The 14,021-nt window shown below is 71.0% G+C and carries 12 protein-coding genes; 11 read left to right on the top strand and 1 reads right to left on the bottom strand.

From position 1 onward, the window contains the following. Nucleotides 1-38: 38 nt before the first annotated feature. Genes BM417_RS28215 through BM417_RS28185 form a run of 7 tightly spaced genes read left to right on the top strand, consistent with a single transcriptional unit; the run spans nucleotide 39 to nucleotide 9,801 of the window. Nucleotides 39-1,643 (top strand): serine/threonine-protein kinase, encoded by a 1,605-nt coding sequence (locus BM417_RS28215; RefSeq protein WP_093600880.1) that lies wholly within the window; start codon nucleotides 39-41, stop codon nucleotides 1,641-1,643. Continuing rightward, on the top strand, nucleotides 1,640-3,181 hold the full coding sequence (locus BM417_RS28210) for an SPFH domain-containing protein (protein ID WP_093600878.1): 1,542 nt from the start codon (nucleotides 1,640-1,642) through the stop codon (nucleotides 3,179-3,181). The genes BM417_RS28215 and BM417_RS28210 overlap by 4 nt, the downstream gene beginning before the upstream one ends. Further along, nucleotides 3,168-4,724, top strand: a complete 1,557-nt coding sequence (locus BM417_RS28205; RefSeq protein WP_143138830.1) for an Hsp70 family protein — start codon at nucleotides 3,168-3,170, stop codon at nucleotides 4,722-4,724. Before BM417_RS28210 ends, BM417_RS28205 begins: the two co-directional genes overlap by 14 nt. A 1-nt stretch (nucleotide 4,725) precedes the next feature. Next, entirely contained in the window at nucleotides 4,726-7,197 is a 2,472-nt protein-coding gene (locus tag BM417_RS28200; RefSeq protein WP_093600874.1) for a hypothetical protein, read from the top strand. Continuing rightward, on the top strand, nucleotides 7,194-8,054 hold the full coding sequence (locus BM417_RS28195; RefSeq protein WP_093600872.1) for a hypothetical protein: 861 nt from the start codon (nucleotides 7,194-7,196) through the stop codon (nucleotides 8,052-8,054). Before BM417_RS28200 ends, BM417_RS28195 begins: the two co-directional genes overlap by 4 nt. Before the next feature lie 3 nt (nucleotides 8,055-8,057). After that, the gene (locus BM417_RS28190; protein WP_143138829.1) at nucleotides 8,058-9,299 is read left to right on the top strand and encodes a GTPase domain-containing protein; all 1,242 of its coding nucleotides are present in this window, start codon (nucleotides 8,058-8,060) and stop codon (nucleotides 9,297-9,299) included. 55 nt (nucleotides 9,300-9,354) lie between these two features. Further along, the gene (locus tag BM417_RS28185) at nucleotides 9,355-9,801 is read left to right on the top strand and encodes a hypothetical protein (protein WP_093600868.1); all 447 of its coding nucleotides are present in this window, start codon (nucleotides 9,355-9,357) and stop codon (nucleotides 9,799-9,801) included. A gap of 22 nt (nucleotides 9,802-9,823) precedes the next feature. Here BM417_RS28185 and BM417_RS28180 read toward each other — a convergent pair whose 3' ends face one another. Further along, nucleotides 9,824-10,261 carry a nitroreductase family deazaflavin-dependent oxidoreductase gene (locus BM417_RS28180; RefSeq protein ID WP_093601411.1) on the bottom strand — a complete coding sequence of 146 codons (438 nt, stop codon included), beginning with the start codon at nucleotides 10,259-10,261 and terminating at the stop codon, nucleotides 9,824-9,826. 133 nt (nucleotides 10,262-10,394) lie between these two features. Between BM417_RS28180 and BM417_RS28175 the strand changes: the two genes are divergently transcribed. From BM417_RS28175 to BM417_RS28160, 4 genes are all read left to right on the top strand, one after another. Then, complete coding sequence (locus BM417_RS28175; RefSeq protein ID WP_093600866.1) at nucleotides 10,395-10,805, top strand: ATP-binding protein; 411 nt, start codon at nucleotides 10,395-10,397, stop codon at nucleotides 10,803-10,805. Between the two features lie 179 nt (nucleotides 10,806-10,984). Beyond that, complete coding sequence (locus BM417_RS28170) at nucleotides 10,985-12,634, top strand: SpoIIE family protein phosphatase (protein WP_093600864.1); 1,650 nt, start codon at nucleotides 10,985-10,987, stop codon at nucleotides 12,632-12,634. A 77-nt stretch (nucleotides 12,635-12,711) separates the two neighbouring features. Continuing rightward, the gene (locus BM417_RS28165) at nucleotides 12,712-13,500 is read left to right on the top strand and encodes a GAF and ANTAR domain-containing protein (RefSeq protein WP_093601409.1); all 789 of its coding nucleotides are present in this window, start codon (nucleotides 12,712-12,714) and stop codon (nucleotides 13,498-13,500) included. Nucleotides 13,501-13,582: 82 nt separating this feature from the next. Further along, nucleotides 13,583-13,987 (top strand): ATP-binding protein, encoded by a 405-nt coding sequence (locus BM417_RS28160; RefSeq protein WP_093600862.1) that lies wholly within the window; start codon nucleotides 13,583-13,585, stop codon nucleotides 13,985-13,987. Nucleotides 13,988-14,021 lie beyond the last annotated feature (34 nt).

The raw sequence follows: 14,021 nt of genomic DNA, 5'->3' as shown, positions 1-14,021 counted from the left end.
AGGCGGCACCTGTTGCGACATCACGACGAGGACGACCGATGAGTGAGGTGACCGGCCTGGGGCCCGGTGATCCACGACGACTGGGGCCGTACCGGCTGCTCGGCAGGCTCGGCGCGGGCGGCATGGGCGTCGTGTACCTCGCCGTCTGGCCCGGCACCGACCGGCAGGTCGCGATCAAGGTGATCAACCGGTCCTACGCGGAGGTCCCGAAGTACCGCACCCGGTTCGAACGCGAGGTCCGGACCGCGACGTTGATCAGGTCCCCGCACGTCCCCCAGTTGCTGGACTCGAACCTGGAGTCCGACGAGCCGTACGTGGTGACCGAGGTGGTCCGCGGCACGAGTCTCGCGGGCCTGGAGCGCGGGCTCACCGCGGATCGGCTGCTGACCGTGGCGAGGGACACCGCGCAGGCGCTCCTCGACATCCACGCGCACCAGATCGTTCACCGCGATCTCAAGCCCTCCAACGTGATGATGGCGGGAGAACGGGCGATCGTGATCGACTTCGGGATCGCCGCCGACCTGTCCGACCTCGTCCGCGTGACCACTACGGACCACGTCGTCGGGACGCTGCCGTACCTCGCGCCCGAACTGGTGGACCCGCGGCGGACCGCGCAGGCGTCGCCCGCCTCCGACGTGTTCTCCTGGGGCTGCCTGCTCTACTTCGCCGCCACCGGCCGGGCCGCGTTCTCCGGCGTGGGAACCACGCTCACCCAACCGATCCCGGACCTCGTCGCGGTTCCGGGCGTCGTGCGCGAACTGGTCGCGCGCACCCTCGACAAGCGTCCCGAACAGCGCCCGTCGGTGCGGAGCATCCTGGACGAGCTGGCCACCGTGGGCGCGGAAGTGGTGCTGTGCGGCGGGAAAGGCAGAAGCTACACCGCACAACTGCTGTCCCGGCTCGTCAACTTCGGACTTGCGGTGCGGGTCTCCGCCGACCCGGATTCCCTTGCCGATGCGCGGGTTCTGGTCGTGGTCGTGTCCGAACGGCCGGACGCGGCGGTGCGGGACATGCGACTCGCGGCGGTGCAGCGCGGGGTGACCGTGCTCGTGGTGCTCGTCGGCGGTCACCACGAAACGGACGTCTTCCTCGACGCCCGCACGGGTGCGCTGCCCGATGACGCTCAGCTGCGAGCCTTGCGTGAGCTCGCAGCGGGCCGGAACGACTCGGTCACGACAACACCTCGTGAAGCGACGACCGACCCGGCGGTGGCCGAGATCGCCGCCGCACTCGCCGAAGGCGACCTGGTGACGGCGGATCTGCACACCACGGCGGCACTGCTGGCCGCGGCGGGCTGTGCGAGCCTCGGCTGGGCAGGGCTGGACGAGGTCGCGTCCATCGGCGAACGACTTCTGCGGGACTGCGCGCGCGTCTGGCACGAAGGCACCGACGGCAAGCACGGCTTCCGAGCGCAGCGCCTGCTCATGGCGGACGGCAACGGAACCGAGGTCGCCGACCTGGCACACCTGTTCGGCTGGGGCGACCCGGCGAGCATTCCCGCCGACTACCCGGCCTGGGTGACGGGCGCGGGACCCGGCTTCTTCCCGACCCTGCGCCACGAAGTCCCGTCAGGCGCCTGGTTCGACGACTGGAACGTCACTGTTTCCGCACTCTACGGGCGAATCCGGAGTGAGTTCTCATGATCGTGGTCATCGTTGTCCTCGTCGTGCTGGCCGTCGTGTTCGTCGGCGCGGCGGTGCCGATCCTGCGCAGGTTGCGGTACCTCCCGCTGCACCGGTACGCCGTCGCGACCCGCAGGTGGGGCCTGCCCGCGCCGAACCAGACGCGGGAGGAGTTCCTGCTCCGCCGCACGCGGATCGTGCGCGGCGGGCAGACGGTCCCGCCGTGGTCGTGGCTGTACGACATCCACGAGTACGACTACGTCACCATCCCGACGGGCACCGTGGGACTGGTCAAGGCCAAGATCGGTGCCAACGCTCCGGCAGGCCGCCGGCTGTCCAGGTACGTCGACTGCGACCGCTTCCAGAACGTCACGAAGTTCCTCAAGGGCGACTGCGAGCAGGGTGTGCAGCCGGAACTGCTGCGCGGCGGCGAAGCGTACGCCATCGACCCGCAGGTGTTCGATGTGTACACAGTGGACACTCTGCCCGCCGACTTCCCGGCCAAGCCGGACGACCTGAGGCTGGTCGCCATCGACGCCGAGGACGTCGGTGTCGTCGTCGTCACCGACGCGCCGCCACCCGACGACCTGCGCGTGCCCGCGCCCACGGTGAAGGGGCACAACAACTTCCAGAAACCGTGGGAGTTTCTCTGGAACGGTGGGCGCAGCGGACCGCAGACCGACGTCCTGCCGGGCGGCGCGACCTACGCCATCAACCCGCTGTTCGCCAGGGTCGTGCACATCCCGACCCGCGAGCTGACCCTGACCTGGGGCACCAAGTCCGTCAAAGAGGACCGCTACGACTCGGAACTGGGCCCGCTCAAGGTGATCATCCAGGGCTTCGAGCTGGAGGTCGAGCTGACCCAGACGCTGTCCATCCCTCCGTACGCCGCGCCTTTCCTGGTCAAGCGGTTCGGTGAAGACGCCTACGGCGACGTCGGCGTCCAGAAGTCCACCGCGGTCAAGCGGTTCGTGGGCCGGGTGCTCGGCGAGAAGGTCAGGGGCTACTTCAACGAACGCGCCAGCGGCGGCGAGATCGACAGGTTCCTCCACGAGCTCGCCGAGATGCGCGGGAAGCTGAGGGTCCAGATCACCCAGGCGCTGGCCGAGGTCCAGGTCGACGCCCGCGAGACGACGATCGGCGAGATCCGCTTCGCCTCCGACGAGCTCAACAAGGAGTACCGGGAGTACGTGCGGCTCCAGCAGCGGTTCCGGCAGCTCGAGCAGGAACTGCTGAACCAGCACGTCACGAACAACATCGAGCGCGTCCAGCTGGAGGTGCACAAGGAGAAGCTCGCAGCCAAGCTGGAGGTGCTGATCGACCTGATGGGGCCCGATCACGTCAAGCGGATGGAAGCGGAGAGGATCCGGGCCGGGGCGACCCACGCTCCGATCATCCTCACGGGTGGCATGCCCGCCGCCGTTCCGGTCGGCCCGTCGCAGCCTTCGGAGCGGATCGCGATCCCCGTTTTCGACGCCGCGGAGGGGCTGGACGTGTTCGACATCAGCCCCGGTCTGCTGTCCCCGGACGAAAGGACCGAGACCGGTGCCCCCGAATGAGCAGGCCCGGCCGGTGCTGGGCATCGATCTCGGCACCACCTACACGTGCGTGGCCGCGATGGGCCGGCTAGGCGAGATCGTGCTGCCCAACGCCGACGGCGAGTCGATCACCCCGTCGGTGGTCTACTTCGCCGACGACGGCACGGCTCTGGTCGGCAGCGCCGCCGTGGCCCGGCGCGACCAGGAACCCGGCCGGGTCGTCTCGCTGATCAAACGCGAGATGGGCAGGGCCGACGTCACGGTGGACGCGGGCGGGCGCCGGTACCACCCGCAGCAGGTGTCGGCGGTGATCCTGCTCAAGGTCGTCCAGGACGCGCTGGCGCACCTCGGCCGCCCGATGCCCGCGACCGGACCGGTCGCCGACGCGGTGGTCGCCGTGCCCGCCTACTTCGGCGCGGCCGAGCGCAAGGCCACCGCCCAGGCGGCCCAGCTGGCGCGGCTCAACCTGCTCGACCTGGTCAACGAGCCCGTTGCCGCGGCGGTGGCTCACGGCCTGCATCGCGGCGGCGAGCGCACCGCGATGGTGTACGACCTCGGCGGCGGGACGTTCGACGTGACCGTCATCCGGGTCAAGGCGGACGGCGCGGCCAAGGTCGTCGCCATCGAGGGGAACCACCGCCTCGGCGGGGCCGACTGGGACCGGCAGCTGACCGAACTGCTGCTCGGCCGGCTGAACTCGGCCGCGGACTCGTTGCGCGGCGACCCGAAGCTGATGGGCGGCCTGGTGCGGCAGGTGGAACAGCTCAAGATCGCCCTGACCGGGGCCGAGCGCCACACCGCGCTGGTCACCGTTCCCGGCGGCGCGGAGCACGTCGTGACGATCACCCGCGACGAGTACGAGGAGGCCACCGCCGACCTGCTCGGCCGCACCGTCGAGCTGACCCGGGACGCGCTGGAGAAGGCGCGCCCGCACGGCGTCGAGAAGATCGACGACCTGCTGCTGTCCGGCGGTATGTCCCGCACGCCGGCCGTGGCGCGCAGGCTCGCCGAGGAGCTGCCCGAGCTGCCCGCCGCCCGGCTGGCGCACGACGCCGACCACACCGTCGCCAAGGGCGCGGCCCGGCTGGCGTGGCACGCCCTGGGACACGACACCACCGACGAGATCGCCACGGTCACCGCGAAGGGATACGGGGTGGCGGTGGTGCGCGACGCGGCCCGTCCCGCGCTCGGGCACGGGATGCTGTGGATGATCCCGCCCGGTGCGGACGCCCCGGCGGTGCGCCGGCACCAGGTCTGCACGATCCGCGACGACCAGCGCCGCATGGCGATCCGGGTCTACGAGTCGGCCACCGGCTTCGTGCACGGAGACCTCGCGGACGATCCGGCGGACCACGTCAGCCTGGTCGCGGGCGAGATCACCGGGCTGCCCGCCGGTCTGCCGAAGGGCGCGCCGGTGGAGATCGGCTTCGAACTGAGGGGCGACGGCGTCCTGAAGGTGCACGCCCGCGCGGGCAACGGCGCGTCGCTGCGGCTCGAGGCGGAGGTGGCCGGGGCGATGACCGAGAGCGAGATGAGCGCGCCGCTGCCGGGAATCCGCCACTGACATGACCTTCGCCGAAGAGTCCTATGTGGACGACGTCCTCGTGCCGGTGCGGACCGGCTGGTCCCCGCACCGCAACTACTTCCGGGTGTACCGCCTCCCGCCACACCCCCGTCAGGCCGAGGTCGACGCGGCGCTGACCGACCTGCCCGCACGGTGGGGAACACTCGAGCTGCGTCTGCACGCCGTGGCCTGCGAACGCCTGCACGCGTGTCATTCCACGGCCGTCGCGGTGCTCGGCGACCCGGCCGCCCGCACCCGGCACCGGGAGTTCGTCGAACAGGAGCACCAGGCCCTCGTCGAGGTCGTCCGCCATCGCCTGCACGGAGCGCCCGCCATGACCCGCGACGACGTCGCCGCCGTGGTGCGCGTCGCCGGTGGCCGGTGGAGCACTCCCGACGTGGTGGCCGCGCTGGACGCCGCCGGCGCCGTCGTACGCGAGCCCGTCCCGCTGCCGCGCATCCCCCGGCCGAAGCGCTGGCCGACGTTGCGCGAGCACCTGGCCGACCTTCCGCACGACTCGTTGTGGGAGTACCTGTCCCGCACGGCGGAACTGCGCGGCGCGGACACCACGCCCGCCGAGGTGGAGACGCGACGACAACGTCTGCGGGTCTCGCGAGACCGGGCCGCGGACGCCGAACGGGCCGTTCTCGCACTCGTCCGGCTGTGGGCGGCAACGCCCGGCGGCCTGTCCGCCGCACTCGCCCACGACCTGCTGGCCGCGCTCGCCGCCGCGACGGTGTGCGGCTATCGGGCCGTGCGGGAGCTGGCCACCCCACAACGTTGTGCCGCAACCCTTTCCACCGATCCCGATGCCGTCGCGTACGCCGTGTGGTGTGCCCGCGAGGAGGCGGCGTGGGCGGAGACCTACTTCGAGGCGGTCGACGCACACCGCCTCCCCGCCGCGCTGGACGTGCTGGAGTCACGCCCTTTGCCCGAGTCGTGGGCCCGCGTCCGGGACGGGCTGCGCGCCGACCTCGACCGCCTGCGCGCCTCGCTGACCCAGGCCCGCGAGGCAGAGGACGCCGACCCGGAGGACGCCGCCGCCCGTTACCTGGCGATCGGCCGCGAGCTGACGGACCCGGCTGTCGACGAGGGCCTTCGCCGTTGCCCGGCCGCCGCTCCTCCCGCGGTCTCGGCCACTGTGGACGGTGCCGCGGTCGTCGTGGACTGGCAGCCGTCGCCGTCCACCGCGGGCAACATCACCTACCGGGTGTGTCGCGGGTCGACGGTGTTGTCCGAGAAGGCGACCGCGCCGCTCGTCGACCTCGAGGCTCCGGTCGGGCTGCCCCTGACCTACACCGTGACGGCGGCACGTGATGGCGCTCCGGGAGGAGCCACGTCGTCCGAGCCGGTCGCCGTGCTGCCCGAGGTGACGGACCTGCGGCTGGTCACCGAGCCCGGAGTCGTCTTCGGGCAGTGGCGGCTGCCGCCGGGGGCGTTGCGGGCGGTCGTCCGGCGCACCGGTTCGGACTCCGAAGTTCCCGTGCACGAGAACGGCTTCACCGATCGGGACGTGGAGCCCTGGACCGCGTACACCTACCGGGTGCTGGTCGAGTACGCGGCACTCCGCAGCCACGGCATCGACATCCCGGTGGTCTGCCTCGGCGAGCCGGACGTCGTCACCGACCTCCTGGCCGTGGCGGCGGGCGACGTCGTCGACCTCACCTGGACACCTCCGCGCGGCGACGAGGTCGAGATCCGGCTGCTCACCAGCCCCGAGGCCGCGCCCGCGGGCGTGGTCCGGCTCGACCAGGCCGCCGTGGCGGGACCGGTCGTCGCCACGAGCCGGTGCGGACGCGTCCGGGTGCCCGCCGCCGACCTCGCGGGCGGGCGCACCCTGGTACCGGTGACCGTGTCCGGACCGGTCGCCACCATCGGCACACCGGTGACCGTCGACATCTCGTCCGTGCACGTGACCGGACTGAGCGCGGTCCGGCTCGGCCCGCAGGTCCAGCTCTCCTGGCACTGGCCCGCCTGGGCGCGGGAGGTGCTGGTGGTGTGGCGGCACGGCGGCCCGCTCGCCGACCCGGCCGACCCGGCGGCACACCGTTGGCGCGTCACGAGAACGGCCTACCTGAGCCGTGGAACGCGACTGAACGCGGCTGAGCCGGGCAGTCACTGGTTCGGGGTGTGCGTCGTCGGCGACGGGCAACTCGGTCCACTTGCGACGGTCGAGTCGCCGTGCCCGGTCCAGCTGCGCTACCGGCTGCACGGACGAGCGCGCGCACTCGCGGTGGAGGTCGAGTGTGACGCCGACCTTCCCGACGTCGTCGTTCTCGGGAAGGAGGCCCTCCGGCCACTGGCTCCCGACGACGGTGTCGTGCTCGCGACGGTGCCGGGAGGCCAACGGGCCGGCCGGGCCGAGTTCACCGTGCCCGCCGAGTGGCGCGGACCGGTGCACCTGCGGGCGTTCGCGCTGGACGACTCGATGTGGGTGTGCCATCCCGACCCGCGCGACCTCGTCGTGCGGTGATCGGGGACGCCGTGATCTGCCCGTACTGCCGGACTCGGTGCTCTGCCGACCAGCTGCTGATGAGCTGCGGTCCGCTGTGCGCGTCCGCGCCACCGTTCCCGGCGAAGACCTTGCGCCGCAACCGATGCCCGCACGGCCGCGTTCCGCTGGCCCGCCGCGTATGCCCGGCCTGCGGACGAGCCGTTCCGCGTGAGTACGCCGAGGCACCGGGCCGCGCGATCGTCGTCGTGGGAGAACGTGAAGCGGGCAAGAGCACGTGGATCTCGGCGGCCGTCCGCCAGTTCGAGACCGGCGAGGCCGCGCTGGCGGGACTGTCCTTGCACCTGCTCGGCGAGAGCTCCCGCAACCGGTACGCGGATCTGCGCACACCTACGACAGAGCCGATGTTGATGAGCATCCGGTCGGTGAGTGCCAAGCCGGCGGTGCTCGCGCTGTACGAACTGCCGGAGGACGACTGCCCACCGGACATCATGGCCACCGCGGCGGGAGTGGTGCGCGTGATCGACCCGATGTGGCTTCCCGGCGTCCGCACCCTGTTCGGCCTGGAGCCTCGGCCGACGCGACCCGCGCCGTGGGCGCACCACGTCCCGACGGCGTTGACGGTGAGCAAGCTGGACCTGATCCGCGACATGTTCACCCACGGCTCTCCCCTGCGGCGCCCCGGTCTTCAGGACCGTGGTCACGTGGAGTCGGACAGCCTGGACGTGCACCACGAGGTCGAGGCCTGGCTGGCCCGCTGGGGCGGCATCGACGTCCCACGTGATCACCGCTGCTTCGCACTGTCCGCAGCAGACGGACAGCGGGTGGCGGAACCGTTGCTGTGGCTGCTCTCCCGGCTCCGCGCGACGAGGACCTGAGCCGTGGGCGCCTTGGCTGTGGTGGGATTCGTCGTCCTCGCGCCGTTCGCCCTCGTGGCGTTCGTCGTGGCGTTTGCGGCGAGCACGGCGATCGGCGTCGCGACCGCGGTCGGCAGCCCTACCCGCCTGGAACCGGTGGCGCACCGGGCCGGCGAGGACCCCGCGCACCGGCTCTACCTGGCGGGCCCCGCTTTCCAGGACGTCTGGCGGCTGAGCGGCGCCGCCGTTCTCGCGACCTATCACCGGCTCGTGGCCCTGCCGGACGAGGATCTCCCGGACTCGATGTTCGCCCGGATGTGGCGCAGGCGGTCGATCAGGAACCTGGACGGACCGCTAGTCCTGCCGCCCGCGGGCCTGGCGGGCGGGTACGCGCTGGGTTTCCTGACGGTGACGCTGCTGATCGCGTTCGTCACGGCACTGCACGCGGTGCTGGCGGGCACGGTCGTCCTGGCCGTGCGCGCGACGGCGTGCGGCCTGCGCTGGTTCGAGATCATCACGCTGACCCTGCGCGGAATCACCACCGAGTGCGGCACGTGCGAGCAGCGGGCCCGCCCCGCGTTCACCTGCGCGTGCGGACGGGTCCACCACAACCTCGTCCCCGGCGCCCAGGGCGTCTTCCGGCGCACCTGCCTGTGCGGCCACCGTTTGCCGGCGCTTCTGCTCAACGGCAAGCACTCCCTGCCCGCGAGCTGCGGCCGCTGCCACAGCCCGTTGCCACCTCTGGCGCAGTCGGTCCCCGCCGTGCACCTCCCGGTGGTGGGCGGCACGACGGAAGGACGGTCAGCCTTCCTGCACGCCGTGCTCTCCCCTCGGCAGCCCGCGCCCGTGCACAGAATCCTCTTGGGAGAAAAGAACTCCCGGCGCCTGGTACACCTCTACGACACCGCCGGCGACACCTTCGAACACGCCGCGTTCCTCGGCCTGGCCGGCGGCGTGATCCTCGTCGTCGATCCGTTCCCCGGCCCCGGAAGCACCGACCCGAAACTCACGCTCGACCGCGTGACCGAGTCACTGACCGAACTGCGCGGAACCGCGATTCCCCTGGCCGTGGTCATCACCAGGACGGACGCGCTGCCAGGCACGGGCGACCGCTCGATGACCATCAGGCGGTGGCTGCTCGACCACGGCCGCGTCGACCTGGTGAACACCGCGCAGAACCACTTCACCCGAGTCCACTACTTCGTAGCCGCCGACGACCCCTGGGCGCCCGTCCACTGGCTGCTCGGCGCCTTCGTCACACGATGATTCACTCATCGGGGGACCTCCGCCCAGGGCGGCCGGCGGTACGATCCCGCACATCATGGGCGAAGGCACGGAAGACCCCGCCGGCAAGGGCGACTCGGTCATCAACGACCCCCTGCTGACCACCCCGCTGGCCAGAATGATGGCGCTGGCGATGGGCACGGACGTCCGCGTGTTCGAGGTGCCGGTGGCCCAGAGCGCGGGACTCGCGGGCCTGGTCGGCGTCGGCACCAGCGAGAACGGCGAGCCGCAGTGCAAGATCGGCCTCACCGACGACCTGGACGACGGCCTGCGCGCCGACGTGCTGGCGTTCGGTCTGGCGGTGCTCGTCGGCACGCCGGAGATCCTCGACGAGAGCCCGGACGGCGTCCTCGGGATCAGCAGGGAGCGCCTTCCCCAGGCCGGCAACGGCCCCGGCAACCTGGCCTGGCACATGCTGGAGACGTGCGGGCGAGAGTCGCCGTCGGCCACGTTCCGGCTGATGATCATCCAGCCCGACGAGTAGACCCCGGCCGAGGGCGAGCAGGTCAGTCCTGGGGCGTCAGCACGAAGATCGGCATCTTCCTGGTGGTGTTCTTCCGGTACTCGGCGTAGTCCGGCCACGCCTCCACGGCTCGCTCGAACCACGTGTCGTACTCGGCGCCGTCGACCTCTCGGGCCGTGTAGTCCTTCTTCACCGGGCCGTCCTGAAGCTCGACGTGCGGGTGCCCGACGACGTTGAAGTACCAGACGGGGTGCTTGGGGGCACCGCCCAGTGACGCGACGACGGCGTACTCGCCGTCGTGCTCGACCCGCATCAGCGGCGTCTTGCGGATCTTGCCGCTCTTGGCGCCCAACGTGGTCAGCACGATCACCGGCTTGCCCTGGTTGTCGGTGCCCTCGGTCCCGCCGGAGCGTTCGATCAGCTCCACCTGCTCGCGTGCCATGTCGAACGAGCTCGGCACGTATTCCCCGGTCAGAGGCATGATCATGTCCTTGTCTGCGCTGTGATGCCTACGAATCGGACTATACCCCGTTTTGGCGGCCACGGTTTGCGCGGTTCGGCCAGCGGGTAACGCAGGGCTTCGAACGTCTCCGCGGAAGAGGGCCGGTTCGACCATGGACTCGAGTGACGAACCTCCCTCCGCACCGGCGAACCTCTCGCTGGAGCTGCACGAGCACACACCTCCGCTGGCCGCGCTGCGCCGCCGGATCTCCGAGGTGTTCGGCGACCTGTCGCAGGACCTGATCGAGGACGTGCAGCTGGCCGTGACCGAGCTGGTCAGCAACGCCTACGACCACGGACTGCATCCGCGCCGGCTCCGCCTCCGGCGCGTCGAGGTGTCCCGTCGTCTCCGCGTCGAGGTCGACGACGCCTCACCGAACCAGCCGGTCCTGGGCCGTTCCCGGATCAGTGCCACGCGGGGACGAGGCCTGATCATCGTGGACAAGATCGCCGAGGACTGGGGCGTCGTCCGGCGGTCGATCGGCAAGACCGTCTGGGCCGAGCTCCTCTTCGACGAGGCCTGAACCGGCCGAGACGTCGCGAACCCGTCGTGGAGGTCCTCTGTGGACCTCGGCGTTCCTCCGTCAGGACTGAGTCCGTGTTTACCCGTGCTCGCAGCCGGGTATGTGAATGGCCGGAACCAAAGCCGTGCCAAGGAATCTGGAGCCGAGCCTGTGTGGTGAGACAGGAGGAACGACCAGCCATGTGGTTCGTGGACGGGAAAGACGCGCAGTTCCTCGACGGCGCGCCGGTGGGCAGCATCGACCTCGCCCGCGGCCTCGCGGGGTCGGGACGGTCGCTGCCGGAGATCACGGCGGTGATCGAACGGGCGCCGGTGGGCTTCGCCGTCGTGGACGAACAGATGCGGTTCCTCTACGCCAATCCGGAGTTCGTGTCGCTGCACGGTCTGGCGGCGCGTGACCACGTCGGGCGAACGCTGAGCGAGGTGGTTTCCCCCGCCTACGAGGCCGCGGTGGAACGGCACGTCACCGAGGTGCTCGGGGCCGGCGCCGTGCACCGCGACGTCGAGACGAGTGCCGAGGTCGGGAACACCAGGAAGCAGCTCCTGCTCAACCTGTTCCCGTTGTGCGACAACGAGGACGAGGTGATCGCCGCCGTGATCGCGGTGCAGGACCTCACCAGGTCCCACGAGGTCGCGGAGCTCGAAGGACTGCGCGTGCAGGCCGAGTGGACCGACCGGCTGGACCGGACGCAACGCGCGGGCGGCACGGGGTCCTGGGAGAGCGACCTGCGCACCGGAAGGGTCGTGTGGTCGGCCAACCTCTGCCGCATCGCCGGTGTCACCCACTCCCCGAACACGCTCGACGAGGTTCTCGCGCTCGTGCACCCCGACGACGTCGAACGGGCCAGGGCGTCCCTCACCCTGCACACCGCGACACCGGACATCGAGTACCGGCTGTGCACGTCCGACGGCCGGGTCGTCGTGGTCAACTCGATCGCCGAGCCGGTCATCGACGTCTCCGGGTCCGTGGTCGCGCTGCGAGGCATGTGCGTCGACCGCACCGCCCGGCGCACCGCCGAGGCCGACGCGCGAGCGGCCGCGGTGCGAGCGGACGAGATGACGGCGCGACTGAGGGACGAGCGGCAGATCGTGCTGCAGTTGCAGCGGGCTCTGCTGCCGCCGAGCATCCCCGCCGTCGAAGCGACCGAACTGGCCGTGGCCTACCAGCCCGCGAACAGCTCGGCCGGTGTGGGCGGCGACTTCTACGACGCGTTCCCCCTGTCCGACGGCAGGCTCGCGATCGCGGTCGGCGACGTGATCGGCCACGACATCGAGGCCGCGGTCACGATGGGCCGGGTCCGCAGCGCCATTCGCGCCTACGCGATGCAGGACCCGCTGCCCGACCGCGTGCTGCGTGACCTGAACCTGCTCGTCTTCTCCAGCGGCGACATGACGATGACGACGGTGTTCTACGGCGTCTACACCCCGTGGGACGGCACCCTGCGCTACGCCAACGCCGGTCACCCGCATCCGCTGCTGGTCCGCGGCGGCGTCGCCCGTCCGATGGCGCACCGGCACGGGCTGATCGCGGGCGCCGTGCACCACGCCGAGTACCTCGCGTTCGAGACGTCCCTGCGACCGGAGGACCTGCTGATCGTCTACACCGACGGACTCGTCGAACATCGTGACGAGGACATCGACACGGGCGTCGAGAAGCTGTGTGCCGCGGTGACAGCGCCGCACCTGCCGGAACGCCTCGACGACCTCGTGCCGGCGGTGATCAGCGCCGTCGCTCCCGAACAGGGTCGCGACGACGTCTGCGTGCTCGCCCTGCGCCACAGACCGGATCCGCCCAAGTTCACCGCCCCAGGTCCGGCACCAACGCGGTGAACGGCTCTACGATGCAGTGGCGAGCGTCCAGCAGCCTGCGCCGTGCACTCCCCAAGGCGGTGAAGGAGTGCGGCGGCATGGCCGACGAACCAGAAACGTTCCCGCCGTCAGCGGCTCACCCGAACGGCGATCGGCCCGATCCGGTGGAACGCCTCGACGAGACGACAGAGGCACTCGCGGTGCTGCGCGACGCGTTCACCGGCGAGGAGGACCTGGACGAGGCGCTCCAGCGGCTGGCGGAGACGGCGGCCAGGGCGATCGTGGACGCCGACGCGGTGACCGTCTCGGTGCTCAAGCTGGACCAGACGCGCACGGCGGCCGCGACCGACGCGCTTCTCGTCGAGGTCGACGAGAAGCAGTACAGCTCCGACCGCGGCCCGTGCCTGGAGGCCGCCCGCACCCTGAGCGCCGTCCGTGCGGTGGTCGGCGAACATCGCGGTGAGTGGCCCGAGTTCGAGTCGGCCGCGGAGGAACACGGCATCCGCGCCTACCTGTCCGTGCCCGTGGTGCTCCCGGCGTCGGAGAGATCCGAGGCGCAGCACGTGGGCTCGCTCAACATCTACAGTCGTACCGCGGCCGCTTTCGACCCGTTCGACGAAAGCCTGATGCGCCTGTTCACCACCGCGGCCTCCACCACGATCACCAGCGCGCAACGGTGGCAGCGCTCCCGCAAGCACATCCAGCACCTGGAGCAGGCGCTCGAGTCGCGTGCCGTCATCGAACAGGCGAAGGGCGCGCTGATGGCCGCACACGAGTGCACGGCGGACGAGGCCTTCACGATGCTGGTCGAGCGATCTCAGCGCGACAACGTGAAGCTCCGCAACATCGCCCTCGCCCTGTTGCGGACCGTCACACGCTCGGGGTGAGCCGGGCACGGTTGATCGCTTCGGCGAGCGGGCACCCCATCACCGACGCAGAAGGCGTGCCACGGCGAAGGAGGACGACGTGATGAACCGCAGGACCTCGTCCGATGTCGCGCACGTCCTCGAGCTCGACCGCGACGTCACCGACCTCGGCCGGATTCGCCGATGGACCGAGTCGTCCCTCTCCGGCCTGCACCAGGACGAGCTCGTCGACGTGCTGCTGGTCGTCACGGAGCTCGTGTCGAACGTCTACGACCACGCTCGGTTCCCGGCACGTCTCCGGCTGCGGAGGTCGGCCCGGCCGTGCACCGTCACCATCGCGGTCGAGGACGCCTCCTCCACGAACCCCGTGCTGCGACCGGTCTCACCCGACTCGGTGCGCAGCCGCGGTCTGGTGATCGTGAACCAGCTGGCCAAGCGGTGGGGCGTGGTCCAGAGCAGGGTCGGGAAGTCCGTGTGGGCCCTGATCCCCTGCCCGCTCACGTCCTGAACCGTCCAGAAGGTGGTGGCGCCGCTCCCCCTGC

Origin of the sequence: Lentzea waywayandensis (assembly GCF_900115955.1) — a bacterium.
GTDB lineage: Bacteria > Actinomycetota > Actinomycetes > Mycobacteriales > Pseudonocardiaceae > Lentzea > Lentzea waywayandensis.
Note: the sequence above shows the minus strand (reverse complement) of the source record. Positions and strands in the feature narration are given on the sequence as shown.